22 protein-coding genes and 3 tRNA genes are annotated in these 26,232 nt (G+C 64.8%); 17 read left to right on the top strand and 8 right to left on the bottom strand.

What is annotated here, in order from left to right; all coding sequences use genetic code 11:
• The first annotated feature begins 99 nt into the window (after positions 1-99).
• Positions 100-1,512, top strand: a complete 1,413-nt coding sequence (gene ppnN / locus CA260_RS15850) for a nucleotide 5'-monophosphate nucleosidase PpnN (protein ID WP_111983995.1) — start codon at positions 100-102, stop codon at positions 1,510-1,512.
• Positions 1,513-1,578: 66 nt separating this feature from the next.
• A tRNA-Asn gene (locus CA260_RS15845) sits at positions 1,579-1,655 on the top strand.
• Between the two features lie 61 nt (positions 1,656-1,716).
• Here CA260_RS15845 and CA260_RS15840 read toward each other — a convergent pair.
• Positions 1,717-2,226, bottom strand: coding sequence for a GspH/FimT family pseudopilin (locus CA260_RS15840; RefSeq protein ID WP_172461869.1), 510 nt, complete (start codon positions 2,224-2,226; stop codon positions 1,717-1,719).
• A 192-nt stretch (positions 2,227-2,418) separates the two neighbouring features.
• Between CA260_RS15840 and uvrB the strand changes: the two genes are divergently transcribed.
• The 3 genes from uvrB to CA260_RS15825 all read left to right on the top strand — a co-directional run bounded on the left by uvrB (position 2,419) and on the right by CA260_RS15825 (position 5,276).
• Entirely contained in the window at positions 2,419-4,443 is a 2,025-nt protein-coding gene (gene uvrB / locus CA260_RS15835; RefSeq protein ID WP_111984423.1) for an excinuclease ABC subunit UvrB, read from the top strand.
• Positions 4,444-4,523: 80 nt separating this feature from the next.
• Positions 4,524-4,598 (top strand) — tRNA-Val (locus CA260_RS15830).
• A gap of 231 nt (positions 4,599-4,829) precedes the next feature.
• On the top strand, positions 4,830-5,276 hold the full coding sequence (locus CA260_RS15825; protein WP_111983993.1) for a CopD family protein: 447 nt from the start codon (positions 4,830-4,832) through the stop codon (positions 5,274-5,276).
• A gap of 110 nt (positions 5,277-5,386) precedes the next feature.
• Here CA260_RS15825 and CA260_RS15820 read toward each other — a convergent pair whose 3' ends face one another.
• Entirely contained in the window at positions 5,387-6,400 is a 1,014-nt protein-coding gene (locus CA260_RS15820) for an NAD-dependent epimerase (protein WP_111983992.1), read from the bottom strand.
• 396 nt (positions 6,401-6,796) lie between these two features.
• On the opposite strand from CA260_RS15820, the gene thrS reads away from it, so the two are divergent.
• From thrS to CA260_RS15775, 9 genes are all read left to right on the top strand, one after another.
• Positions 6,797-8,698, top strand: a complete 1,902-nt coding sequence (gene thrS / locus CA260_RS15815; protein ID WP_111983991.1) for a threonine--tRNA ligase — start codon at positions 6,797-6,799, stop codon at positions 8,696-8,698.
• 45 nt (positions 8,699-8,743) lie between these two features.
• Positions 8,744-9,268, top strand: a complete 525-nt coding sequence (gene infC / locus CA260_RS15810; protein WP_338065745.1) for a translation initiation factor IF-3 — start codon at positions 8,744-8,746, stop codon at positions 9,266-9,268.
• A gap of 372 nt (positions 9,269-9,640) precedes the next feature.
• The gene (gene rpmI / locus CA260_RS15805; protein WP_038615747.1) at positions 9,641-9,838 is read left to right on the top strand and encodes a 50S ribosomal protein L35; all 198 of its coding nucleotides are present in this window, start codon (positions 9,641-9,643) and stop codon (positions 9,836-9,838) included.
• Between the two features lie 16 nt (positions 9,839-9,854).
• Positions 9,855-10,214, top strand: coding sequence for a 50S ribosomal protein L20 (gene rplT, locus CA260_RS15800; protein ID WP_038615749.1), 360 nt, complete (start codon positions 9,855-9,857; stop codon positions 10,212-10,214).
• 253 nt (positions 10,215-10,467) lie between these two features.
• Positions 10,468-11,463, top strand: a complete 996-nt coding sequence (gene pheS, locus CA260_RS15795; protein WP_111983989.1) for a phenylalanine--tRNA ligase subunit alpha — start codon at positions 10,468-10,470, stop codon at positions 11,461-11,463.
• Positions 11,464-11,484: 21 nt separating this feature from the next.
• Complete coding sequence (pheT, locus tag CA260_RS15790) at positions 11,485-13,884, top strand: phenylalanine--tRNA ligase subunit beta (RefSeq protein ID WP_111983988.1); 2,400 nt, start codon at positions 11,485-11,487, stop codon at positions 13,882-13,884.
• A gap of 1 nt (position 13,885) precedes the next feature.
• Positions 13,886-14,185 carry an integration host factor subunit alpha gene (ihfA, locus tag CA260_RS15785; protein ID WP_019467382.1) on the top strand — a complete coding sequence of 100 codons (300 nt, stop codon included), beginning with the start codon at positions 13,886-13,888 and terminating at the stop codon, positions 14,183-14,185.
• Positions 14,166-14,522, top strand: a complete 357-nt coding sequence (locus CA260_RS15780) for a MerR family transcriptional regulator (protein WP_019467383.1) — start codon at positions 14,166-14,168, stop codon at positions 14,520-14,522. Before ihfA ends, CA260_RS15780 begins: the two co-directional genes overlap by 20 nt.
• 61 nt (positions 14,523-14,583) lie before the next feature.
• Positions 14,584-14,660: transfer RNA gene (locus tag CA260_RS15775), tRNA-Pro, on the top strand.
• A 66-nt stretch (positions 14,661-14,726) separates the two neighbouring features.
• On the opposite strand, the gene serA is transcribed toward CA260_RS15775, so the two are convergent.
• Positions 14,727-15,959 (bottom strand): phosphoglycerate dehydrogenase, encoded by a 1,233-nt coding sequence (serA, locus tag CA260_RS15770; RefSeq protein ID WP_111983987.1) that lies wholly within the window; start codon positions 15,957-15,959, stop codon positions 14,727-14,729.
• 121 nt (positions 15,960-16,080) lie between these two features.
• Here serA and CA260_RS15765 point away from each other — a divergent pair, with 121 nt between their 5' ends.
• The 3 genes from CA260_RS15765 (at position 16,081) to pip (ending at position 19,591) form a co-directional block, all read left to right on the top strand.
• Positions 16,081-17,463 carry an FAD-binding oxidoreductase gene (locus tag CA260_RS15765; protein ID WP_111983986.1) on the top strand — a complete coding sequence of 461 codons (1,383 nt, stop codon included), beginning with the start codon at positions 16,081-16,083 and terminating at the stop codon, positions 17,461-17,463.
• A 74-nt stretch (positions 17,464-17,537) separates the two neighbouring features.
• On the top strand, positions 17,538-18,563 hold the full coding sequence (locus CA260_RS15760) for a YncE family protein (RefSeq protein ID WP_111983985.1): 1,026 nt from the start codon (positions 17,538-17,540) through the stop codon (positions 18,561-18,563).
• A 71-nt stretch (positions 18,564-18,634) separates the two neighbouring features.
• Entirely contained in the window at positions 18,635-19,591 is a 957-nt protein-coding gene (pip, locus tag CA260_RS15755) for a prolyl aminopeptidase (protein WP_111983984.1), read from the top strand.
• A 66-nt stretch (positions 19,592-19,657) separates the two neighbouring features.
• Here the strand turns inward: pip and CA260_RS15750 are convergent, their stop codons facing one another.
• From CA260_RS15750 to CA260_RS15730, 5 genes are all read right to left on the bottom strand, one after another.
• Positions 19,658-21,448, bottom strand: coding sequence for an EAL domain-containing protein (locus CA260_RS15750; RefSeq protein ID WP_111983983.1), 1,791 nt, complete (start codon positions 21,446-21,448; stop codon positions 19,658-19,660).
• A 13-nt stretch (positions 21,449-21,461) separates the two neighbouring features.
• Positions 21,462-23,108, bottom strand: coding sequence for a methyl-accepting chemotaxis protein (locus tag CA260_RS15745; protein WP_111983982.1), 1,647 nt, complete (start codon positions 23,106-23,108; stop codon positions 21,462-21,464).
• A gap of 242 nt (positions 23,109-23,350) precedes the next feature.
• On the bottom strand, positions 23,351-23,992 hold the full coding sequence (gene upp / locus CA260_RS15740; protein WP_111983981.1) for a uracil phosphoribosyltransferase: 642 nt from the start codon (positions 23,990-23,992) through the stop codon (positions 23,351-23,353).
• A gap of 31 nt (positions 23,993-24,023) precedes the next feature.
• Entirely contained in the window at positions 24,024-25,622 is a 1,599-nt protein-coding gene (locus CA260_RS15735; RefSeq protein ID WP_111983980.1) for an ATP-binding cassette domain-containing protein, read from the bottom strand.
• A gap of 254 nt (positions 25,623-25,876) precedes the next feature.
• Entirely contained in the window at positions 25,877-26,227 is a 351-nt protein-coding gene (locus CA260_RS15730) for a PsiF family protein (protein WP_111983979.1), read from the bottom strand.
• Positions 26,228-26,232: the final 5 nt, after the last annotated feature.

The raw sequence follows: 26,232 nt of genomic DNA, 5'->3' as shown, positions 1-26,232 counted from the left end.
GAAGCTTGACCCTGCCATGCCTTGCGCGGGAAGCTAGAGGGTCCGTTTCGTTCCCCGCGGACGTATGAGCCGCGAAGGCGCGGCCTGGAGAATGCTTCAATGAATGACACCCACGCCGGCAAGACCGGCCGAGCCGCCACGGTCAGCGCGCGCATTTCGCCCGCCGGTGGCCTGGATATCCTTTCCCGCAACGAAGTGGCGCGCCTGCGCGATGCCAGTGGTTCGGGGCTGCACGCCCTGCTGCGCCGCTGCGCGCTGGCGGTGCTGACCTCGGGCAACATGAGCGACGATCCGCGCTCCATCCTCGAGCAATTCCCCGACTTCGACATCCAGGTCCTGCAGCAGGACCGCGGCATCAAGATCGAACTGACCCATGCGCCGGCGCAGGCCTTCGTGGACGGCCAGATCATCCGCGGCATCAACGAGCTGCTGGTCGCCGTAGTGCGCGACATCGTCTACGTGTCGACGCAGATGGAGCAGGGCAACTTCGACCTCGACGACAGCGTGGGCCTGACCCATGCGGTGTTCGAGATCCTGCGCAATGCACGCATCCTCAAGGCGCAGATCGATCCCAACCTGGTGGTGTGCTGGGGCGGCCATTCGATTTCGCGCGACGAATACGAATACACCAAGCAAGTGGGTTACCAGCTCGGCTTGCGCAGCATGGACATCTGCACGGGCTGCGGCCCGGGCGCCATGAAGGGCCCGATGAAGGGCGCCACCATCGCGCATGCCAAGCAGCGTCGCCGCAACAACCGCTACATCGGCATCACCGAGCCGGGCATCATCGCCGCCGAATCGCCGAACCCGATCGTGAACCACCTAGTGATCATGCCGGACATCGAGAAGCGTCTCGAAGCCTTCGTGCGCATGGGTCACGGCATCATTGTGTTCCCGGGCGGCGTTGGCACGGCGGAAGAGATCCTCTACCTGCTCGGCATCCTGCTGCATCCGGACAACGCCGGCGTGCCGTTCCCGCTGATCCTCACGGGCCCGCGCCAGTCGGCGGCGTACTTCGAGCAGATCGATCGCTTCCTGCGCCTCACTCTCGGCGACAGCGTGGCGGAGCACTATCAGATCATCGTCGACGATCCGGCGGCCGTGGCGCGCGCGATGGTGCGTGGCATCGACAAGGTGCGCAACTACCGCCTGGACAACAAGGACGCGTTCTTCTTCAACTGGGCGCTCAGCATCCCGTACGCGTTCCAGCTGCCGTTCCGTCCGACGCACGAGGCGATGCGCAGCCTCGCCATCCATCGCGATCGACCGCGGCACGAACTGGCGGCCGATCTTCGTCGCGCGTTCTCGGGCATCGTGGCGGGCAACGTGAAGGAAGAGGGCATGCGCGCCATCGAGAAGTACGGCCCGTTCGACATCGATGGCGACGCCGACGTGATGCAGTCGCTGGATGAGCTGCTGAAGGCGTTCGTGGCGCAGGACCGCATGAAGCTCCCGGGCGGGACGGCGTACGTGCCGTGCTATCGCGTGCTCACCGGCGAACCGGCCCACTGAGAGCATTTTCGCCCAAAAACGTCTTGACAGTCCGGAGCCGGATATTCAAACTATTCGACTCACCCCGCCCGAATAGCTCAGCCGGTTAGAGCACTTGACTGTTAATCAGGGGGTCGTTGGTTCGAGTCCAACTTCGGGCGCCATCTTCAACAAGACCTCGCAGCGATGCGGGGTCTTGTGCTTTTCAGGGCTCGCAAAGCCCGTTCAGCGGTCGGTCGCGCACCGATTGGCCTGCTCCTCGGAGGCTTTTTTGCCGTAGATCCTGCCGGCGTTCGAAAGGAGCACAACCAGCGCTCCATCGGGCTCTCCGGCGCGACACACGGTGAAGGTGGTGTTGCTGCCGCTCGCCGTGCCGTCGGCTTGGAAACGGATGCGCTTCCGGCCTGCGGTGCTGATGATGACTAGTCGTTCATGTCCGCGATCGGCGAAGGCGGGAGCGGCATCCAGCTGATCGGCGCGGTCGCTGCGGTAGCCTCCGGCCAGCCAGCCGGCTTCCCAGTGCACGCCGTCGGCGCACTGCTTTCCGTCCGAGGTAGGGCAAAGCATGGCGCGACGACCGCTCTGGAGGGCCATTCCACGCGTCTGCTGGAGCGCGGCGATGATGTCGGATTGGGCGATCTGCAGCCGGTTGCGGACGACCAGATGGCCCAACGCGGGTGCCGCCACGCAAGCGAGCACGGCCACGATGGCGCCGACCAGGATCTGCTCTACCAAGGTGAAGCCGCGCTGACGGCCTGATGTCTTTGTACCCACGCGCGCCTCCCTGCGCCTGCGGAGCAAAGAGGCTAACCGGGGCACTCCGGGCCGGGCAGTCATCGCGCCCATGGCCCCCGCGTCATAGCCTGCTGACAGGCCTTGTCAGCAGGCCGATTTAAAATGCCCGAATGCGACCGCATGTGGATTCCCATGACTGACCGCTTCGAACTCGTTTCCCCCTACAAGCCGTCGGGCGACCAGCCCGGTGCCATCCGCACGCTGAGCGAAGGCTTCGAGGCCGGCCTCGCGGCACAGACGCTGCTGGGCGTCACCGGCTCGGGCAAGACCTTCACCATCGCCAACGTGATCGAGAAGATCCAGCGGCCCACCATCGTGCTGGCGCCGAACAAGACGCTGGCCGCGCAGCTGTATGGCGAGTTCAAGGAATTCTTCCCGCACAACGCGGTGGAGTATTTCGTCAGCTACTACGACTATTACCAGCCCGAGGCCTACGTGGCTGCGTCCGATACGTATATCGAGAAGGACGCCTCGATCAACGATCACATCGAGCAGATGCGATTGGCGGCGACCAAGGCGCTGCTGTCGCGCAAGGACTCGTTGATCGTCGCGACGGTGTCCGCGATCTACGGCCTGGGTGATCCCGAAGACTATCTCTCGCTGCGCCTGATCCTTGCAAAGGGCGAGCGCATCGACCAGCGCGCGCTGATCCGCCAGCTCACCGAACTGCAGTACACGCGCAACGAGATGGAATTGCGCCGTGGTACCTATCGCGTGCGCGGCGAAGTGATCGACGTCTTTCCGGCTGAATCGGAAACCGAAGCGTTGCGCATCGAGCTGTTCGATGGCGAAGTGGAGAACATGGCGCTGTTCGATCCGCTCACCGGCGAGACCATCCGCAAGGTGCCACGCTACACGGTGTATCCGCGTACGCATTACGCGAGTACCCGCGAAAGCGTGCTCAACGCGATCGAGACCATCAAGGTCGAGCTGAAGGAGCGGCTGGAGCAGCTCTACAAGGACAACAAGCTGGTCGAGGCGCAGCGTCTGGATCAGCGCACGCGCTTCGACATCGAGATGATGGCCGAGGTCGGTTACTGCCAGGGCATCGAGAACTACTCGCGCCATCTCACGCGCCGTGGTGCGGGCGAACCACCGCCGACGCTGTTCGACTATCTGCCGCCGGATGCGTTGTTGGTGGTGGACGAATCGCACGTGACCATTCCGCAGCTGGGCGCGATGTACAAGGGCGACCGCTCGCGCAAGGAGACGCTGGTCGAATTTGGCTTCCGCCTGCCGTCGGCGATGGACAATCGTCCGCTGCGCTTCGAGGAGTGGGAGGCGCGTGCGCCGCGTTCCATCTACGTGTCGGCGACGCCGCGCGACTACGAGTTGCAGAAATCAGGCGACTCCATCGTCGAACTGGTGGTTCGTCCCACGGGTCTCGTCGATCCGGAAGTGGAAGTGCGACCGGTGCGTACCCAAGTGGACGACCTGCTGGGCGAGGTCAACAAGCGCGTTGCGATGGGCGATCGCGTGCTGGTGACCACGTTGACCAAGCGCATGGCCGAGAATCTCACGGAGTATCTCGGCGAGCACGGCGTGAAGGTGCGCTATCTGCACTCGGATATCGAAACGGTGGAGCGCGTGGAAATCATCCGCGACCTGCGCCTGGGCGAGTTCGACGTGCTGGTGGGCATCAACCTGCTACGCGAGGGCCTGGACATGCCTGAGGTCTCGCTGGTGGCGATCCTCGATGCCGACAAGGAAGGCTTCCTGCGTTCGACGGGCTCGCTGATCCAGACCATCGGCCGCGCGGCCCGCAACGTGCGGGGCAAGGCCATCCTCTATGCCGATTCGATCACCCGTTCGATGCAGGCGGCGATGGATGAGACGGCTCGCCGCCGCGAGAAGCAGCAGGCCTACAACGAGGCGCATGGCATCACGCCGCAGTCGGTGGTGCGGCGCATCGCCGACATCATGGAGGGGGCGCGCAGCGAGGTCCCGGGACGCAGCCGCAGCCGTCGTGGCGAGAAGAAATCGGCCGCCGTGGCGGAGCGGGGCGCCGACTACAGCGCGCTGAGCGCCGATCAGGCCGCCTCGATGATCAAGAAACTCGAGGCACAGATGTACAAGCACGCCGAGAACCTGGAGTTCGAGGAGGCGGCCAGGATTCGCGACCAGATCCACCAGCTGCGGGAAAAAGCCCTGCGCTGATGCTGACGCCGCGAGGCGGTTGTCGCCGGCCGCCGGAGCACGTATACTGCGCGGCTCGCACGGCATGCCGGGCGAGCTCCGGGCGGTTAGCTCAGCGGTAGAGCACTACCTTGACATGGTAGGGGTCACAAGTTCGATCCTTGTACCGCCCACCAATACCGACGAAACGGCGCGACCTTCGGGTTCGCGCCGTTTCTTTTTGCGCGCGGGCCGTCTGGGATCGCCCGGCATCGAGTCCATGCCGAGGGCCATCCGTGGGTGCCCTCATCCCTTCGGCGTCCAGTTGAAGACGGTTGGTCTGTCTTCGCTGATTCCTGCGATCTGCAGGCAGACAGCGGCGCTGACGATGGCGATACTTAGTCACTACCGCCCCAAGGAGCCTGTCGATGACGTACCTGTGGATCAAGAGTTTCCATCTGTTGTTCGTCATGGCCTGGATGGCCACGGTGTTCTACCTGCCGCGCATCCTCGTGAACGTCGCCGAGGCGGGCAGCGAGCCGGCGGTGAAGGCGAGGCTGGTGCTGATGGGGCGGCGTCTGTATCGCTTTGGCCACAACATGTTCGGGCTGGCCTTCCTGCTGGGATTGACGCTGTGGCAGGGCTGGCGCGTGTTTCCCGGCGTGCTGCCGAATTTTGGCGATGCACATTGGTTGCATGCCAAGCTGGCACTGGTCGCGCTGCTGCTGGCCTATTTCATCTGGACCGGGCGCATGCTCAAGCGCAGCGAAAGCGGCGGGGCGCTGCCATCATCGAAGACCTTGCGCATCATGAACGAGTTGCCGGTGTTCGTGCTGCTGGGCGTGATCTTCCTGGTGATCGCCAAGCCGTTCTGAAGAACCTTTTTGTAGGAGCGCACCCAGTGCGCGAAAAGCCCGCGGAGCGATGCACCGGAGTTCTGCGGTCGCCCACTGGTGCGCTCCTGCAGTAAGTGGAACGCAGGGAATCATTCCCCGCGCTGGAAATACTCGCGATACCACGCCACGAAACGCGCCACGCCATCCTCGATGGATGTATTCGGCGCATAGCCCACATCGCGACGCAGCGCGGATACATCGGCCCAGGTATCGGGCACGTCGCCGGGCTGCATCGGCAGCAGGCGCTTTTCCACCTTGCGGCCCAGGCGCTGCTCCATCAGTTCGATGAAACGCAGCAGCTGCACCGGCTGGTCGTTGCCGATGTTGTAGACGCGGTACGGTGCATTCGACGTACCCGGGTTGGGCTGGAGTTCGTCGTAGGCGCCATCGGGCGTGGCGACGTGATCGAGCGTGCGGACCACGCCTTCGACGATGTCGTCGATATAGGTGAAATCGCGGCTGTGGTTGCCGTAGTTGAACACGTCGATCGGCTCACCGCGGCTGATGCGATCGGCGAACAGCATGGGCGACATGTCCGGCCGGCCCCAGGGGCCGTACACCGTGAAGAAGCGCAGGCCGGTGGTGGGCAGGTCGTACAGGTGGCTATACGTATGCGCCATCAGCTCGTTGGCTTTCTTGCTGGCGGCGTACAGGCTGACCGGATGGTCGACCGCATCCTCGATGGCGAACGGCAGCTTGCGATTGGCGCCATACACCGAGCTGGACGATGCGTAGACCAGGTGCTCGACCTTGCCGTGGCGACAGGCCTCCAAGATGTTCACGAAGCCGACCAGGTTGCTTTGCACATAGGCCTGCGGATTCTTCAGCGAATAGCGCACGCCGGCCTGCGCGGCGAGGTTCACCACGCGCTGTGGCATGAAGTCGGCGAAGGCGTGGTTCACCGCGTCGGCATCGGCCAGATCGGCTCGCAGATGGGTGTAGTTCGGATGCGCCGCGAAGCGCGCGAGGCGGGCTTCCTTCAACGTGGGATCGTAGTAATCGTTGTGGTTGTCGATGCCATGCACCTCGTCGCCTCGGGCCAGCAAGCGCTCGGCCAGGGCGGAGCCGATGAAACCGGCCGTGCCGGTGACGAGGATGCGCATGGGAGGATCTCCGGAAAAGCAGCCGCGCATTCTATTGCCGGTGGCCATGAGGCTGCGGGCTTGCCTGGCTGAATTGACAGCCCAAGGTGGGCTAAACTAGCGTTTCGCTACGAATGCATCGGAGACAGGTGGCCCGCGCCCAACGCGCCGGTCGAGCGTGTGACATGGCAACTACGAGCTTCCATCGCTGACCTTCGCCACGCCTTGTTTTCAGGAAGGGCGCCTGGCGCCTTTTTTTATGCCTGCCGTCCGGGCAGGCGAAAGCCAAACCGGCCACCCATGGCTGGACGATTGATGGGATGCCCGCGTCCATGCGGGCAAAAGCCAAACCGGCCATCCATGGCCGGACTTTTCAAAAGAGCGCGCTTCGGTGGAGCGGGCTAACAGGTGCGAAACATGATCGAAATTACGCTACCCGACGGCAGCAAGCGCCCCTTCGAGCATCCGGTGACGGTGCAGGATGTGGCCGCGTCCATTGGCGCGGGCCTGGCCAAGGCCACCCTGGCGGGCAAGGTGGATGGCAAGCTGGTGGACGCCAGTTTCCCGATCGACCACGACGCCAGCCTCGAAATCGTCACGGAGAAGAGCCCGGAGGCGTTGGACATCCTGCGCCACTCCACGGCGCACCTGCTGGCGCAGGCGGTGCAGCGCCTGTATCCCGGCGCGCAGGTCACCATTGGCCCGGTGATCGACAACGGCTTCTATTACGACTTCGCCTATGAGCGCCCGTTCACGCCCGACGATCTGGTGAAGATCGAGGCGGAGATGGAAAAGATCGTGAAGGAAGGCCTGCCGGTGACGCGCAGCGTGAAGACGCGCGACGACGCCGTAAGCTTCTTCCGCGGCCTGGGCGAGGAGTACAAGGCCGAGATCATCGAGAGCATTCCCGCCAACGAGGAACTCTCGCTGTACTCGCAGGGCGAGTTCACCGATCTGTGTCGCGGCCCGCACGTACCCAACACCGGCAAGTTGCGCGCGTTCAAGCTGATGAAGGTTGCCGGCGCGTATTGGCGCGGCGATTCCAACAACGCGATGCTCACGCGCATCTACGGCACGGCGTGGCTCAACGACAAGGATCTCAAAGCCTACCTTCACCAGCTGGAAGAAGCCGAGAAGCGCGACCATCGCAAGATCGGCAAGGCGCTGGATCTGTTCCACATGCAGGAAGAGTCGCCGGGCATGGTGTTCTGGCATCCGAAGGGCTGGGCGCTCTGGCAGCAGGTCGAGCAGTACATGCGCCGCGTGTACCGCAACAGCGGCTACCAGGAAGTGCGCTGCCCGCAGGTGCTGGACGTGTCGCTGTGGAAGAAGTCCGGCCATTGGGACAACTATCAGGAAAACATGTTCTTCACCGAGTCGGAGAAGCACACGTACGCCCTGAAGCCGATGAATTGCCCGGGCCACGTGCAGATCTTCAACACCGACCTGCACAGCTACCGCGAGCTGCCGATCCGTTACGGTGAGTTCGGCGCATGTCATCGCAACGAACCTTCGGGTGCGCTGCACGGCATCATGCGTGTGCGTGCCTTCACGCAGGACGACGGCCACGTGTTCTGCACCGAAGAGCAGATCGAGTCCGAGGTGACGGCGTTCCACCAGCAGGCCATGAAGGTGTATGGCGATTTCGGCTTCGAGGACATCGCGCTGAAGATCGCCCTGCGCCCTGACAAGCGCATCGGCAGTGACGACGTGTGGGATCGCGCCGAAGACGCACTGCGCGCCGCGCTCGGTGCCGCCGGCGTGAAGTGGGAGGAGCTGCCGGGCGAGGGCGCCTTCTACGGCCCGAAGATCGAGTACCACATGAAGGACTCCATCGGCCGCGCCTGGCAGGTGGGTACCATGCAGGTGGACTTCATGATGCCCGAGCGCCTGGGCGCCGAATACGTGGACGAGCATTCACAGCGTCGTCACCCGGTGATGCTGCATCGTGCCATCGTAGGGTCGATGGAGCGCTTCATCGGCATCCTGATCGAGCACCACGCCGGCCTGCTGCCGACCTGGCTGGCCCCGGTCCAGGCCGCCGTGTTCAGCATCACGGACGCCCAGGGCGACTATGTTCGTGAAGTAACGCAAACCCTTGTCGACAAAGGTTTCCGCGTACACGCCGATTTGCGCAACGAGAAGGTCGGCTATAAAATCCGCGAACATACGTTGCAGAAAGTCCCTTACCTGCTGGTGGTCGGAGATCGCGAGAAGGAATCAGGGTCCGTTTCTGTGCGTACCCGTTCCGGCGAAGACCTGGGCAGCATGCCGCTGGCCGCATTCGTCGAACGCCTGGAAGCCGAAACCCGCCGCTGAGCGCGCGGGCCGGCATAAACAAGAACTCTTCTGGAGGATAGTGGTATCGCTACCACCGACACTAAGGGCAACCGCCGTAACCACGAGATCCGCGTTCCGCGCGTTCGCGTCATTGGTCCCGATTCGGAACAGCTGGGCATCCTGAGCCGCGACGAAGCGCTCAACATGGCCATGGAAGCCGGCCTGGACCTCGTCGAGATCCAGCCGAACGGCGACCCGCCGGTCTGCCGCATCATGGATTACGGCAAGTTCAAGTTCGAAGCCCAGAAGAAGGCCCAGGCGGCCAAGAAGAAGCAGAAGCAGGTCGAGATCAAGGAAGTGAAGTTCCGTCCGGTCACGGACGTGGGCGACTACCAGATCAAGCTGCGCAACATGCTTCGCTTCCTGGAAGAAGGCGACAAGGTCAAGGTCACCATCCGCTTCCGCGGTCGCGAAATGTCCCACCAGGACCTTGGCCAGAACCTGGCCAAGAAGATCCAGGAAGACGTCGGCGAGAACGGCGTGGTGGAATCCTTCCCCCGCCTGGAAGGTCGCCAGATGGTCATGATGATCGGACCCAAGAAGAAGTAAGTTTCGGGGAGTCTGGGGAAAGGCGGCCTTCGGGCCGCTTTTCTTTTTCGATTCTTCCCCTCTCCTCGTTGGGGAGAGGGCAGGGTGAGGGGCGGGGGCTCGCGACGGACCAGCCCGCAAGGCTTGGCTCATGGCGTAAGACCCCTGAGATGGGAAGGCATCCGGCAAGATTGGCCCCTTGCCCCATCCCTCGCCCCAGAGGGAGAGGGCTAAAGCTCACCGCTGGCAAATCCCCCCGAACCTCCCTATAATCGCCGGTTCGACCCACCAGGACGGGTCGTGCACCGATGCTGGCAGGACGGAAAGCGTGGTCGGAAGGCCACCGCCAGATCAGTCAGAAACCGGGGTCCATCCCCATCAGGGAGCATTTCCATGCCCAAGATCAAGACCAACCGGGCGGCTGCGAAGCGTTTTCGCAAGACCGCGTCGGGCAAGTTCAAGGCCGGTCACGCCTTCAAGTCGCACATCCTGACCAAGAAGTCGACCAAGCGTAAGCGCGGTCTGCGTGCGACCAACCACGTCAAGGCATGCGACACCAAGGGTGTGGCACGCATGTTGCCGTATCTCTAAGGCGGAGGACTGAACCATGGCTCGTGTTAAGCGTGGCGTTACCGCCCGTCGTCGTCACAAGAAGATCATTGGCCGCGCGAAGGGTTACTACAACGCCCGTCGCAAGGTCTTCCGCGTTGCCAACCAGGCCGTCATCAAGGCCGGTCAGTACGCCTACATCGGCCGCAAGCAGCGCAAGCGTCAGTTCCGCGCCCTGTGGATCGTGCGTATCAACGCCGCCGCCCGTCAGTTCGGCCTGTCCTACAGCCGCCTGATCAATGGCCTGTCGAAGGCCGGCATCACCGTCGACCGCAAGGTCCTGGCGGACATCGCCGTGCACGACATCAAGGCGTTTGGTGCGATCGCAGAAAAGGCGAAGGCCAGTCTGGCCGCTTGATCGTCTCGCGCACTGCGCACTGACGATATGATGTGATCAAGCGGGGAGGAGGCCTAAAGCCTCCTCCCCGTTTTTGTTTCAGCGACTCTACGATTCGCTCCCTCTCCCCCTGCGGGGAGAGGGTTGGGGTGAGGGGACACTCTTGCCTCAGTCACACATCGAAGCGTGCTTCGATAAGCGATGTCGCAAGAGTGGCCCCTCACCCTGCCCTCTCCCCAAAGGGGAGAGGGAAAGCAGCGAGAAGCGCACCACTATGGACGATCTGGATAGCCGCGCGTCGACCGCGCTGGCCGATATCGGCAAGGCCGACACGCTGGAAGCGCTCGATGCGCTGCGCGTGAGCCTCCTGGGCAAAAGCGGCATCGTCACGGCGGCGCTGAAGGCGCTGGGCGCGTTGTCGCCCGACGAGCGCAAGGCGCGCGGCGCCGAGGTCAATCGCGTCAAGGATCGGCTGGCCGATGCACTGGCTGCGCGCAAGCAGGTGCTGGAGCAGGCCGAGCTCGATCGCCGCCTCGCTTCGGAAACCATCGACATCACGCTGCCCGGCCGCGATGGCGAGCGTGGCGGCATCCATCCGATCACGCGTGCGCTCGAGCGCATCAGCGCGATCTTCGCGCGGCTGGGCTACCAGCGTGCCGACGGTCCGGAGATCGAGGACGACTGGCACAACTTCGAGGCGCTGAATTTCCCGCCGCATCATCCGGCGCGCGCCATGCACGACACCTTCTACTTCGGTGATGGCCGCCTGCTGCGCACGCATACCTCGCCGGTGCAGGTGCGTTCCATGCAGGGCCGCCAGCCGCCGATCCGCATCATCGCGCCGGGCAAGGTCTACCGCAGCGATTCGGACCAGACCCACTCGCCGATGTTCCACCAGATCGAAGGCCTGCTGGTCGACGAGACCTCGAGCTTCGCCGACCTCAAGGGCACATTGGCCGAATTCATCCGCGCATTCTTCGAGCGCGATTTCGAGATGCGTTTCCGTCCCAGCTACTTCCCCTTCACTGAGCCATCGGCCGAAGTGGACATTCGCTGGGATGCCGAAGACGGCAGCACGCGTTGGCTGGAAGTGCTGGGCTGCGGCATGGTGCATCCCAATGTGCTGAAGAACTGTGGCATCGATCCGGAGCGCTACACCGGCTTCGCGTTCGGTCTGGGCGTGGAGCGCTTCGCGATGCTTCGCTATGGCGTCTCCGATCTGCGCGCGTTCTTCGAGAACGATCTGCGCTTCCTCAAGCAGTTCGCCTAATCCGCAGCAGGAACGACACGCATGAAATTCTCCGAGAACTGGCTGCGCGAACTGGTCGAGATCCAGGCGGACCGCGCGGCACTGGCTCACGCGCTGACCATGGCGGGCCTGGAAGTGGAAGAGCTCACTCCGCTGGGCGAAGGCCTGGACGGCGTGGTGGTGGCCGAGATCGTCGGTGCCGAGAAGCATCCGGAAGCCGATCGCCTGCAGGTGTGCAAGGTGAGCGTGGGACAGGGCGAGCCGCTGCAGATCGTCTGCGGCGCGCCGAATGCACGCGTGGGTATCAAGGTGCCGCTGGCGACGGTGGGTGCGAAGCTGCCCGGCGGCATCAACATCAAGGCGGCGAAGCTGCGTGGCGTCGAGTCGTTCGGCATGCTGTGCTCGGCCAAGGAGCTGGGCATCGACAACGATGCTTCGGGTTTGCTGGAACTGCCGGCCGACGCGCCGGTGGGCAAGCCGCTTGCCGCGTACCTGGGTTTGCCCGATGCCAGCATCGAGCTGAAGCTCACGCCTAACCGTCCGGACTGCCTGGGCCTGTATGGCCTCGCGCATGACGTGGCCGCACTGTTCGGTAGCCGCGTGAAGACCGGCGAGCAGGCCGCCTCTCCGGTGAGCGGCGACGCACGTCGCGGCATCCGCCTGGAAGCGGGCGCCGATGCGCCGCGCTATCTCGGTCGCATCATCGAAGGCATCGACGCGAAGGCACGCACGCCGCTGTGGCTGGCCGAGCGCCTGCGCCGCGCGGGGCTCCGTCCGATCAGCGCCGTGGTCGACGTCACCAACTACGTGATGCTGGAACTGGGTCAGCCGCTGCACGCGTTCGACAACGACAAGCTGCAGGGCGACGTGATCGTGCGCCACGCGCGCAACGGCGAAACGCTGACGCTGCTGGATGGTTCCGAAGCGAAGCTGGACGACGGCTTCCTGTTGATTGCCGACGAAAAGAATGGCCTCGCCGTTGCCGGCGTGATGGGCGGTTTCGATTCGCGCGTCACCGACGACACGCACAACGTGTTCCTGGAATCCGCGCACTTTGCGCCAGCGGCGATCATGGGCCGTGCGCGCAAGCTGGGCATGCATACCGATGCCTCGCATCGCTTCGAGCGTGGCGTCGACCCGGCGCTGCCGCAGCGTGCGCTGGAACGCGCGACCGAACTGCTGCTGGCGATCGCCGGTGGCAAGGCTGGCCCGGTGCTCGTTGCCGAAAACCTCGCCGATCTGCCGAAGCCGGCGACGGTCGTGCTGCGACGTGCGCGCCTCAAGCGCGTGCTCGGCATCGAAGTGGCGGACGCGGAAGTGGCGCGCATCTTCACCGCGCTAGGCATGCAGGTGGTCGTTCAGGCGGATGGCTGGCAGGTGACGGCGCCGACCAGCCGCTTCGACATCGAACGCGAGGAAGACCTGATCGAAGAGGTCGCGCGCATCCATGGCTACGACAACATCCCGACCCATACGCCGGCGGGCGCGCTGAAGCTCGCGGTCGAGCCGGAAGCACGCACCAACGAACTCGCCCTGCGCGAGCAGCTGGCCGCGCGTGGCTACTACGAGGCAGTGAACCTGGCCTTCGTGGCGAACGACCTGCTGCAGCGCTGGGGCATGACCGACCAGCTGTTGCCGCTGGCCAATCCGCTCTCGGCGGACCTGGCGGTGATGCGTCCGTCGCTGCTGCCGGGCCTGATCACTGCGTTGTCGCACAACCGCGCCCGCCAGCAGGAGCGCGTGCGCCTGTTCGAAGTCGGCCGCACCTTCCGCATCTCGGCCGAGGCGGCCGCCCGCAAGGACGCGCCGACCGAAACGCCGAGCCTGGCCATCGTGGCGTCGGGCGCGGCGCGTGCGGAGCAGTGGGGCGAAGCGTCCCGCACGCTCGATTTCCATGACCTCAAGGGTGACCTGGACGCGCTGATCGCCTGGGGCGGCGAGCCGGACCGCTGGGCGGTCCACGCCGACGGCCTGCCGGGCTGGCTGCATCCGGGGCGCGGTGCGCGGGTCACCCGTGACGGCGTCACGGTCGGTTACCTGGGCGCCCTGCATCCGCAGCTCGCCAAAGCCCTGGACCTTGGCGCCGATGTCCATGTGCTGGAGCTGGAGCTCGAGCCCGTCCTGGCCCGCCGCCTGCCCAAGGCGCAGTCGGTGCCGCGCTTCCCCTCGGTCCGCCGCGACATCGCCATGGACGTGCCCGAAGAGGTCAGCTGGGCGCGGGTCGAGCAGGTGGTCCGGGGTGCCCTCGGCGGCCAGCTCAAGGAGCTGCGCCTGTTCGACCGGTACAGCGGCAAAGGGGTCGAAGCGGGCCGAAAGAGTCTCGCTATGGGCTTGATTTTACAGGACGCTTCACGCACGCTTACTGACGACGACGCCGACCGTAACATACGTGAAGCAGTCGCAGCGTTGGAGCAGGCATGCAAGGCAAAGTTGCGAGGATAAGATGGCGCTGACCAAAGCGGAGATGGCTGAGCGCCTATTTCTCGAGGTGGGCCTCAACAAGCGTGAGGCAAAAGAATTCGTGGACGCCTACTTCGAGGTCGTCCGTGAAGCGCTGGAAAAGGGTGAGCAGGTGAAGCTGTCGGGCTTCGGCAATTTCGACCTGCGTCAGAAAAACCAGCGGCCGGGCCGCAACCCCAAGACGGGGGAGGAGATTCCTATTTCCGCCCGCCGCGTGGTGACGTTCCGTCCGGGTCAGAAACTCAAGGTGAGAGTCGAGGGCTATGCTGGACCAAGGGAATAACACCGAACTCCCCGCCATTCCGGCGAAGCGCTACTTCACGATCGGTGAGGTGAGCGAACTGTGTGGCGTCAAGCCGCACGTGCTGCGCTATTGGGAGCAGGAATTCCCCGCCCTCAACCCCGTCAAGCGTCGCGGCAACCGCCGCTACTACCAGCGTCACGATGTGCTGATGATCCGGCAGATCCGTGGCCTGCTGTACGACGAAGGCTTCACCATCACCGGCGCCCGCGCTCGGCTGGAGGGCCCGCAGGCGCGCATGGAGTCGAGCATTTCCCATCAGATCGTGCGCCAGGTGCGCATGGAGCTGGAAGAAGTGCTGGCGCTGCTGCGTCGCTGAGCAAATCGAGGCTTCCGGTGCTGCCGGCTCTGCTGGTAGACTTGTCGACTTGCCGTATCGTCGGGGCGTAGCGCAGCCTGGTAGCGCATCTGCCTGGGGGGCAGAGGGTCGTGGGTTCGAATCCCGCCGTCCCGACCAATTCGGCAACAGATAGCAAAACGGCGCCCTTGGGCGCCGTTTTTGTTTATGTGCGTCGCGAAGGTCTCAATACAGCACGCGACTGCGCAAGGTGCCCGGGATCGCGGCGAGCTGGTCCCTGAGGGCGGCGGACTGCTTTTCGTCGGCGGCCACATCGATCACCACGTAGCCTACTTCGCTGTCGGTTTGCAGGAACTGGGCGTCGATGTTGATGTTGCCGGCCGAGAACAGCTCGTTGATGCGCGAGAGCACGCCCGGCACGTTGCGGTGGATGTGCAGCAGGCGACGGCTGCGCGGGTGTTCGGGCAGCGACACCTCCGGGAAGTTCACCGCCGACAGCGTGGAACCGTTGTCGCTGTAGCGCACCAGCTTGCTCGCCACCTCGATACCGATGTTGTCCTGGGCTTCGAGCGTGCTGCCGCCGATGTGCGGGGTGAGGATCACGTTGTCCATGCCGACCAGCGGCGAGACGAAGGCGTCTTCGTTGCCCTTGGGTTCCACCGGGAACACGTCCACGGCAGCGCCGGAGAGGCGACCGCTGCGCAGCGATGCGGCCAGCGCATCGATATCGACCACGGTGCCGCGCGAGGCGTTGATCAGCACCGCGGACTGGCGCATGCGCGACAGCTCGCGCTCGCCGATCATCAGCTTGGTGGAGGGCGTTTCCGGCACGTGCAGCGTCACCACGTCGGCGCGCTCGAGCAGGTCGTCGAGGCTGTCGGCGGCGCGGGCGTTGCCCAGCGAGAGTTTCGATTCGATGTCATGGAAGATCACGCGCATGCCGAGGCTCTCGGCCAGTACGCCCACCTGGGTTCCGATGTGGCCGTAGCCCACGATGCCCAGCACCTTGTCGCGCGCCTCGAAACTGCCGGCGGCGGACTTGGTCCAGCCGCCGCGGTGGCACAGCGCGTTCTTCTGCGGGATGCCGCGCAGCAGCATGATGGTTTCAGCGATAACCAATTCGGCCACGCTGCGGGTGTTGGAGTAGGGCGCGTTGAACACCGGCACGCCCTGCAGGCGGGCGGCGGCCAGATCCACCTGATTGGTCCCGATGCAGAAGCAGCCGACGGCAATTAGCCGTTTAGCCTGCTGAAGCACGTCCTCGGTGAGCTGGGTGCGGGAGCGGATGCCGACGATGTGTGCATCGGCGATGCGTGCCTTCAAATCCGCTTCCGGCAACGCCTTTTCGTGGAATTCGATCTGGCTGTAGCCGGCGCGGTGGAAGCTTTCCACGGCACTGCGGCTGACGCCTTCCAGCAGGAGCACCTTGATGTCTTGTTTCGGGAACGAGGTCTTCATGGGCCTTGGCGCGAGGATGAACCCCTCCACTATGCCAGACCTTGAAGCGAATTTGCGGCGTTGCAGCACTGGACGTTGCGCGCTCGCGCTGGCAGGCTGGAGTGACCCCAAGGACCTGCCCATGACCGACGCCCGTCTGGCCGAACTGGCCGACCGCCTGCCCACGCTTCGCCTGCTCACCGATCCGTCCGACCTGGAACACTACGGCCGGGACTGGACGCGCCGATGGACGCCTAAACCGCTAGCCGTCGCCTTGCCGGGCGACGTCGCCGAGGTGCAGGCCATCGTGCGCTGGGCAAACGAGCATGGCGTGGCGGTCGTGCCCTCGGGCGGCAGGACCGGGCTGTCGGGCGGTGCCGTCGCGGCGAATGGCGAGCTGGTGCTCAGCCTTGAGCGCATGAATCGCGTGCTGGACTTCGATGCGGTGGATCGCACGCTGACCGTGCAGGCCGGCATGACGCTTCACGCGGTGCACGAAGCCGCGAAAGAACACGGCCTGATCTATCCGGTGGATTTCGCTGCACGCGGCTCCTGTTCCATCGGCGGCAACGTCGCCACCAATGCGGGCGGCATCCGCGTGATCCGCTACGGCAACACGCGCGAGTGGATCGCCGGGCTTACCGTGGTGGCGGGCAACGGCGACCTGCTGCAACTCAATCGGGGCCTGATCAAGAACTCCAGCGGCTACGATCTGCGCCATCTGATGATCGGTTCGGAAGGCACGCTCGGCATCGTGGTGGACGCGACGTTGCGGCTCACCGATCCGCCGCCGCCGTCGCAGGTGATGTTGCTGGCCTTGCCGAGCATGGATGCGCTGATGGACGTGTTTGCGCTGTTTCGCGCGCGGCTTTCACTGCAGGCCTTCGAGTTTCTCACCGACGTCGCGCTCAAGCATGTGTTGGCGCATGGTGCCCAGCGCGCGATCGAGGGAGACCATCCGTATTACGTGGTGACCGAGTTCGATGCGGATGAAGCGGCGCAGGATGCAGCGCTTGCTGCGTTCGAACACGGCATGGAGCAGGGCTGGATCAGCGACGGCGTGATCGCGCAGAGCGAGGCGCAGGCAGCCGCCTTGTGGCGATTGCGCGAAGGCATCACCGAAAGCCTTGCGCCCCATCGTCCCTACAAGAACGACATCTCGCTGCGCATCAGTGCGCTGCCCGCGTTCCTGCACGACATCCAGGCGCTGCTTGGCAACGCCTATCCGCATTTCGACGTGGTGTGGTTCGGGCATATCGGCGACGGCAACCTGCACATCAATGTGCTGCGCCCGGCCGATCTTTCCGAAGAGGATTTCATCGCCCAGTGCGAGCACGTCACCAAGCTGCTGGCCGAGACCTTGCAGCGCCATGGCGGCAGCATTTCGGCGGAACACGGCATCGGCCTGGTGAAGAGGCCCTATCTGGGCAGCACGCGCAGCGCTGCGGAAATCGCCTTGATGCGCGGTGTGCGGCAGGTGTTCGACCCGAAGGGCCTGCTGAACCCGGGCAAGCTGTTCGATTGACGGTCAGGCTGTAAGCCAACCCTAAGTCCCGTGGTTGCATGCTGTGTGGACTTCCTCACCGAAAGGCCTGCCCCATGCAACGCTATTTCCTCGGCACCCTGGCTCTCGCGCTGCTGGCGGCCTGTACCGTTCATGCCGCGGATGCGCCCTCCAACGACTACCGCGTCCTGTCGCAGCTGAAGCTGGGCGGCACGGGCGGTTGGGATTACCTCAATTTCGATGCGCAGCGCCGTCATCTGTTCGTCAGCCGCGGTGATCGCGTCGAAGTGGTGGACGTGGACAAGAACAAGGCGATCGGCACCATCGCCGGCACGCAAGGCGTGCATGGCATCGCGATTGATGAGGCGATGCATCGCGGTTACACCAGCAACGGGAAGAGCGCGTCGGTCACGGTGTTCGATCTGGATACGCTGAAGACCGTCACCACCGTGTCGGGCACGGGCGAGAACCCCGATGCCATTCTTTACGATCCCGCGTCGAAGCATGTGCTCACGTTCAACGGCAGAGGTCATTCCTTCAGCGTGATCGATCCGGTTGACGGCAAGGTGGTCGCTACCGTGGCGCTTTCCGGCAAACCGGAATTCGCCGTGAGCGATGAAGCCGGGCACGTGTTCGTGAACATCGAAGATCGCGCCGAACTGGTGGAGATCGATTCGCAGGCGAACAAGGTGCTGGCGAGCTGGAAGCTGGGCACCTGCGAGTCGCCGAGCGGGCTGGCGATCGACAACACGCATCATCGCCTGTTTTCGGTATGCGACAACCAGCAGATGGCGGTGACGGATGCGCGGAGCGGCGAGGTAGTCGCGACCGTGGCGATCGGCGATGGCCCGGATGCGGTGGTGTACGACGCGGGCACGGCGACTGTCTTCAGCTCCAATGGCGAGAGCGGCAACATCACGGCCGTGCATCAGGATGACGCCGACCACTATCGGGTCGCGCAGACCATTGCGACCCAGCCGGGCGCGCGCACGCTCACGCTCGACCCCAAGCTGCACCGCCTGTATCTCTCGGCGGCCAGGCTCGTCGGTACGGCGGCCGAGGGGCACCACCCGGCGGTCGAGCCGGACAGCTTCACGGTGCTTACGGTGGGCCGCCCCTAAGCCTGCCAGCCTGCGCAGCGGGGGCGTGCTAGCCTAATCAGCCGCCCGTCCCCGCTGTCAGGAGCAAGACCATGTCCCAACCGCTGCGCACGCTGTACCCCGAGATCGAACCGTACGATAGCGGCATGCTGAAGGTCTCGGACCTGCACACGCTCTACTATGAGCAGAGCGGCAACCCGAACGGCAAGCCGGTGGTATTCCTGCATGGTGGTCCGGGTGGCGGTACGAATCCGAAGTGCCGGCGCTTCTTCGATCCGGCGGTGTACCGCATCGTGTTGTTCGACCAGCGCGGTTGCGGCAAGTCCACGCCGCATGCGGAGTTGAAGGACAACACCACCTGGCACCTGGTCAACGACATCGAGCGCATCCGCACCCATCTCGGCATCGACCGTTGGCAGGTGTTCGGCGGCTCGTGGGGTTCGACACTGGCGCTGGCCTACGCGCAGACGCATCCGGAGCAGGTCACCGAACTGGTGTTGCGCGGCATCTTCATGCTGCGTCGCTGGGAGCTGGAGTGGTTCTACCAGAAGGGCTGCGATGCGCTGTATCCGGACGCGTGGGAGCCCTACCTGAAAGCGATCCCGGAGGTGGAGCGCGGCGACCTGATGAGCGCCTACTACCGCCGACTCACCAGCAGCGACCCGCAGGTGCGCGTGAACGCCGCTCGTGCCTGGTCGGTGTGGGAGGGCGCCACCAGTTACCTGTGGCAGGATCCTGGCCACATCGAGTCCAGCGGCGAGGACGAGTTCGCGCTCGCCTTCGCGCGCATCGAGTGTCACTACTTCGTGCACGGCGGTTTCTTCGAGCACGACGACCAGTTGCTGCGCAACGTGGAACGTATCCGCCACATTCCGGCGGTGATCGTGCAGGGTCGCTACGACGTGGTGTGCCCGATGCGCAGCGCGTGGGATCTTCATCGCGCGTGGCCGGAGGCCGACCTGCGCATCGTGCAGGATGCCGGCCATTCGGCGTTCGAGCCTGGCAACATCGCCGAACTGGTGCAGGCGACGGATCGTTTCCGCGGCTGATCCGCCGGGTGACGTCTTCGAACCCCGCCGGCAAACGGCGGGTTCGCATTCTTGTCTTCGGCAGGGTCAGGCAGGCGACGCGGCGCGGGAAAACACGTGCATGCCGACGCCCGCGCGTTTCGCGTGGCGTTTGGCGCGGGCTGCCAGCGTGGTGATCGGTTGCGCGCGCAACGGCAGCGGTGGCGACAGCTCGACGGCGCCCATCACCACCGTGGTGAAAGGAAAGAATTGCGGCTCGCCGCGCCGGTCCTTGCCGCGCAAGCCACCGCGCGCGACGTCGGAAGCGTCGAACAGATGGGGCGAGCGTTGGTTGAACGCGTCGATGACGCGCTCGCAGCGCGCTTGCCAGTCTTCGCTCTGGAACAGCACCACGAAATCGTCGCCGCCGATGTGGCCGATGAAGTCCAGCGCCGGATCGACATGCTCGGCCAGCAGGCCGGACAACAACCGGATCATCTCGTCGCCGCGCGAATAGCCGTAGTGATCGTTGAACGGCTTGAAGTCGGTGAGATCGACGTGCACCACCGCGATGCGCTCGCCGCCTTGCAGCAGTCGCTCCAGATGCTCGGTCGTTGGAATGTTGCCGGGAAGGAAGGTGAGCGGGTTGGCGTGGCGGGCGGCTTCGATACGCAGCTCGCTCACGCGCCGGACCAGTGCTTCGCCCGTGCCCAGGCCGCGGTAGTGGCCGCGGCTGGTGACGATGAAGCCGTCGGCGAGGTAGCGCTGGTCTTCGCCGCGCAGCACGTCGGAAAGGCTTTCCAGGCTGCGGTGCTCGTCGCAGACGAGCGGCGCGCTGTTCATCAAGGCCGTGCACGACTTGCGTGCCAGCAGCTCGCGCGCGAACGGTTGCGCCATGCGCTCGTTCACCAGGCGCCGGTTGATCAGCCCGATCGGATGGCCGTCCTTCACCACCGCGACCGCGTGCAGTTCGGGGTAGTCGACGAACAAGGCCATCACTTCCTCGTTCGTCTGCCGCGGGTTCACGGCCGGCGCTTCAATCAGCAGATGGCTGACCTGGGTAGGGCGTTGCGTGACCGGACCACGCGGACGCGGCGGCACCGATACGGCGTGCGTGCGCAGCAGCAGCTTCGCTTCAGCCGAGGCTTCATTCACCGTCTCGGACTGTGGACGTCCAATCAGGAAGCCTTGCGCGAACGGAATGCCCAGGTCGCGCAGCACGCGCAGGTCGGCGGGATCTTCCACGCCTTCGCCGACCAGGTCGGTGCCCAGCGATTCGGCCACCTGGCACAGCGCGCGCACGATCGCCAGGCGGCCCGCACTGTGCGAGATGCCGTGGATGAGGTAACGATCGATCTTCACCACGTCCGGATGGATCTCGTTCCACATCTCGAAGTTGGAGTGGCCGTTGCCGAAGTCGTCGAGCGCGATGCGCATGCCGTGCGCACGCAGATAGCCCAGGGCATGCGCGAGGCGGGCGGGGTTTTCCACCGCATCGCGCTCGGTCACCTCGATGGTGACGCGTGCCGGGTCCAGGCCACTGGCGGTCAGCGCGAACAGCACGTCGTCAGGGCGCATCGCATCCTGCAGGATGGCGTGCGCGCTGAGGTTCACCAGCAGGCGGCCGGTTTCCGCCTGCGCCGCAAACGTGTGGCAGATCGTGCGCGCCGCGTGCAATTCCACTTCGGCGAGCCGGCCTTCCATGCGAGCGAGGTCGAGCAGGTCGAGGATGGAGAAGTTGCCAGGCATGAAGGCGCAGCGGCTCAGCCCCTCGTGCGCCACGACTTCGAGCGTGTCCACGCGTACGACCGGCTGGAACACCGGTGTGAGGCTGCCCGCGGCGAGTGCGCGTTCGAGCATGGCTTTGCGGGAATGGTCGTAGACGAGGATGGCTGACATGCCTGGGGTGTCGTCAGGCCGCTTTCGCGGTCCGGCGTGGATGCGTCATTGCAGGTGAAGGCGGCGCATCATGCGCCGGCGCGGGAATGTCTTCCTGTTGCGAAGGAAGACGGAAGAAGGTGACCTGGCGCATCAACGATTGGGCGTCGAGGGTCAGTGCGTGGCCGGTGGTGTTGATGTCTTCCACCAGTCCCGCATTGGCCTGCGTGATGCGATCCATCTCCAGCATGGTTCGGTTCACCTGCGTAATGCCGCTGACCTGGCTTTGCCCGTTGTCGGAGATCTGCGAGACCAGCGTGGATACGCGCGTCATGCTCTGCATGATGCCGTCGAGTGCGGTGCTGGAGCGCGCCACGCGTTCGCGCGCCACCTCCACGGCGTCGGTGCTGTGGTTGATCAGGCGGCGAATGTCCTTGCCGGCCTCCACGCAGCGATGCGCCAACTGGCGCACTTCGCCCGCCACCACGGCGAAGCCGCGTCCACGTTCGCCGGCCTGTGCAGCTTCGATGGCTGCATTGAGCGAGAGCAGGTTGGTCTGGAAGGCGATGCTGTCGACCAAGTCCACGATCTCGGCAATGCCGCGGCTGGCATCCTGGATCGCGCCCATGGAATCCAGCGCTTCGCTGGCGACCTGTCGACCCTGCTCGACATGCCGCAGGGCTTCGCGCGCCGCGCCGGCGGCGCCATTGGCATGGCCGGCGCCTTCCACGGCGCGGGATGCCATGTGTTCCATCGACGCGGTGGTCTCTTCGAGCCCGGCGGCCTGCATCTGGGTGCGCTCGCTCAAGGCATGATTGTCGTGGGCGAGATGGCGCGCGCGCTCGTCCACCGAGAGCGCACTGGCGCGTACCTGGACGAGTACCCGAGTGAGCTGGTTGTCCATCGAGGCGAGGGCACGCAGCAATGCGCCGAACTCGTCGCCGCGACCGACATCGATGCGCTCGCCCAGCGAGCCGGACGCAATGCGCTGTGCGACCTCGATGGCGAGTGTCAGGCGCTGCATCAGCGAACGCAGCAGGGCGCCGTCGAGCAGGATGGTGATGAACAACGCCATGGCGAGCATCACGCCCAGCACGATCATCCCGTCACGATCGGCCAGGCGCTGCACTTCCACCTGCTGGTTGCCCTTGGCCAGCGCGGCCTGGAACAGGTTGGCATAGTCGCTTTGCAGCGGCTCATAGGCCGGTTGCACCTCGGTGCTCAACTTCAGCGAGCCGAGATCGAACTGACCCGCGTCGAGCAGGGCGAGTGTTTCGTCGATGGTGCGGTCGGCTTCGGCGCGGTGCACGCTGGTCAACTTTAGTGATTGCGCCTGTTCCTGCGCGAGCTCGCTGGCGATCAGCGACTTCCAATGACGCTCGGCATCCACGCGATCGGCATGGATGCGCGTGCGCGCGTCGTCCACCGCGGAGGGCAATTGCGATAGCACCGCATGCACCAGCGCCTGCAGGCTGCTGTTGTAGTCGTTCTGCACGCGGCCGACATCGGCGACGGGGCTGAGCGAACCTTGCACGAGTCCATGGATGCGCGCGTCCGCGCGGTGCAGTTGCAGTGCACCTGCTGCGCCCATCACGGCGAGCAATCCGAGTATGGACGACATGCGCAACAGCAGGCGCTGGCGCAACGACAATCCGGGAATCCACTTCGGGCGTTTGAACATGGCACGTCTGGGTGAGGGAACTGCAAGAGCTGTCGGCTCACCGCGCTGCAACTTTAGCTGGAAATCGAAAAAATCTATTTTAAAATCAGTGCGTTGTGATTATTTTGGCGGGCACTGAAAGCGCGGCAAGCATGCCATCCGCATGTGTCCGATCGATGACTTTCGTGCTGCACTTCTCACTCTGGCGCAGGCAAAAAGGCCCCGCCGCGAGGCGAGGCCTTGGGCGCGAATGGCGGGGAACTTCAGGCGTTCGGCAATTGCTTGGTGCCGAAGATCTTGTCGCCCGCATCGCCGAGGCCCGGCAGGATGTAGCCGTGCTCGTTGAGGTGATCGTCGATGGCCGCCGTGTAGATCTCGACGTCGGGGTGCGCCGCCTCGATGCGCTTGAGGCCCTCGGGCGCCGCTACGAGGAAAAGCCCCTTGATGCGCTTGCAGCCGGCGGCCTTGAGCATGTCCACCGTGGCCACCAGCGTGCCCGCCGTGGCGAGCATGGGATCGACGATGAGCGCGATGCGCTCGTCCATGCGACCGGTTAGCTTCTCGTAGTAGGCGATGGGCTTGAGTGTTTCCTCGTCGCGCTGCAGGCCCACCACGCTGACCTTGGCGGCGGGAATCATGTCGAGCACGCCGGGCAACATGCCCAGGCCTGCGCGCAGGATCGGCACGATGGTGACCTTCTTGCCCTTGATCTGGTGCACGGTGAGCGGGCCGGCCCACCCCTCGATGGTCTTCTCGATGGTTTCCAGGTCTTTGGTGGCCTCGTAGGTCAGCAACGAGGCGACCTCGGAGGCGAGCTCGCGGAATTCCTTGGTACTGATGCCGGCCCGGCGCATGAGGCCCAGCTTGTGCTGGATGAGCGGATGGCGGACTTCGACGATGTTCATGGGCAAGCCTTGCAGCGCAGTCGCGTGATTGTCACCCACCCCGCGTGGTGTGGGCGAGTGGTTTATGCAGGCGGAGCCGCCGCGTGATGCCGGCCTGTGCGATGAGCCCGGCGTCGTGGCTGACCAGCACGAGCGAACCACGGTATGTCGCCAGCGCCTGTTCGAGCAGCAGGCGGCTGTCCAGGTCAAGGTGGCTGTCGGGCTCGTCGAGCAGCAGCAGATCGTACGGTTCGATGGCGCTGTCCAGTGCCAGCAAGGCGAGTTTCACGCGCTCGCCGCCGCTGAGCATGCCGGTGGGCAGGTCGGCCCGCTCTGCGCGCAGGCCGATGCCGGCAAGGTATTCGCGGTAGCGCGTGGGCGAATGTCCCGGCGACAACGCATGAAGGTTGTCCAGCGCGCTCCAGTCGTCACGAAGCAGGCTGTAGTGCTGATCGATCAGCAAGGCGCGTTCGCCCCGTCGTATGCTTCCCGACCGCGGAGGCAGGCGGCCGAGGATGGTGGCGAGCAGGCTCGACTTGCCGCTGCCATTGTCGCCGTCCAGGTGCAGGCGCTCGCCCGGTGCGAGATGCAGGTCGATCGGTTGCGCGTGGCCGTGCGGCGGTACGAGGCCTTCCAGTTGGAGCGACGCATGCGTCGCCGGAAGTTCGCCCAGGTCGAATCGCTGGGAACGATGTTGTTCGACACGCGCACGGGCTTGCGAGATCCGCTCGTGCTGGCGTTCGCGCTGCAGGCGCTGCGACGTATGCAGGCGCGCGCCGGTGTCTTCGGAGCGTTGCTTGCGTCGATCGAGCAGGATGGTGGGCAGGTTGGCGTTGCCTCGCTCGCGATCCGCCTTCTGTTGACGCTGCGCAAGGCGTTCTCGGTCGCGTTGCTGCCTTCGTTCCAGCGCTTTCTGTTCTCGGCGAGCCTGGTCCAGCTGCCGCTCGGCAGCCTGCGCATCGGTTTGCCGCTGCGTGGCGTACGCGGCGTAGCCTCCGCCGTAGCGACGCAGGCCGTGCGGGCCCAGCTCATCGATGCAATCGACGTCATCGAGCAGCTCGCGATCGTGGCTTATCAGCAGGCAGCCTCCCGCATGGGCGTGCAGGCGTTCGCGCAGCCAGCCGCGGCCGCGGCGATCGAGATGGTTGCCGGGTTCGTCCAGGATCAAGAAGTGGTCGGCCTGTTCGAACATCGCCGTCAATTGCAGTCGCACGCGCTCGCCGCCGCTCAGGCTTTCCCATGGGCGCGCGATGTCGTCCGGCAGGCCGGCTGCGGCGAGCCAGCGACGGAAGCGTTCGCGTACATCCCAGTCCTCGTCGAGTACATGGAAGTCGACCGGATCGACGCTGCCGGCCTCGATGCGTTGCAGCGCCGTCAGCTTGTCGTGCATGCCGAGGCGCTTGGCCACGCTGCCGGCGAATGCGGGCCAGCGCTGGGGCAGATAAGCCAGCGCAGCGTGGCGTACCACCTGGCCCTGTGTGGGCGGCAGGTCGCCGACGAGCAGGCGCGCGAACAGCGATTTGCCGCTGCCGTTGCGCCCGACCAGCGCGTGCCGGCCAGTGGCATAGCGGGCATCGATTCCATGGAACACGAGGTCGTGCCCCGGCGGCGCAAAGCCCAGTTGATGGGTGAGTATGGCGAAGGCTGTCATAGACCCTCCAGAAGGGAGTGGCGTATGACAGGGGGCCGGCGAGAAACGCCGAAGGAATCGACCGCCCTGTCACTCGTGGCCGAACGCGACGCGCCCGCAAGGGCAGCGGTCAGTCGGCAGGCGAGCGGCTCAGAGGCGCATGTCGGCGGTAATCCTGGAGAAGAAATCAGGCGCGAAGCATATCAGGCACGGCTTAAGCGCGAATAAAAAAGGGGCGCCGGGCAGCACCGGCGCCCCGTGGTGTCGCATCGATATCAGTGGCCGGCGTTGGGTGGGTTGCTGCTCAGGCAGGTGCTCATGAACTGTTTGCGTGCATCGCCCTTGAGGCTCTTCGCCTGTGGGTCGGCGTTGCAGGCCTTCATCTTTTCCTGCTGGGTCATCTTGGCCGGCGCGGCAGCCTCGCCCTTCAGGCAGCTGCTCATGAACGCCTTGCGCTCATCACCGCTCTTGCCCGTCGCCTGCTTGTTGCAGTCGGTCATGCGCTGCTGCTGCGCATTGGGTGCCTTCTTTGCCCCGGCGTCCGTGGCCTGCGGTGCGGCGAAAGCGGTGGAGGCGGCAAAGGCCAGCGCGACGCTGGCGACCATCAGGCTCAAACGCGAAGACATGCGGG

This window comes from Dyella jiangningensis, assembly GCF_003264855.1.
Lineage (GTDB): Bacteria > Pseudomonadota > Gammaproteobacteria > Xanthomonadales > Rhodanobacteraceae > Dyella > Dyella jiangningensis_C.
The sequence above is the reverse complement of the archived record's forward strand: the minus strand, read 5'-3'. Positions and strand labels throughout refer to the sequence as shown.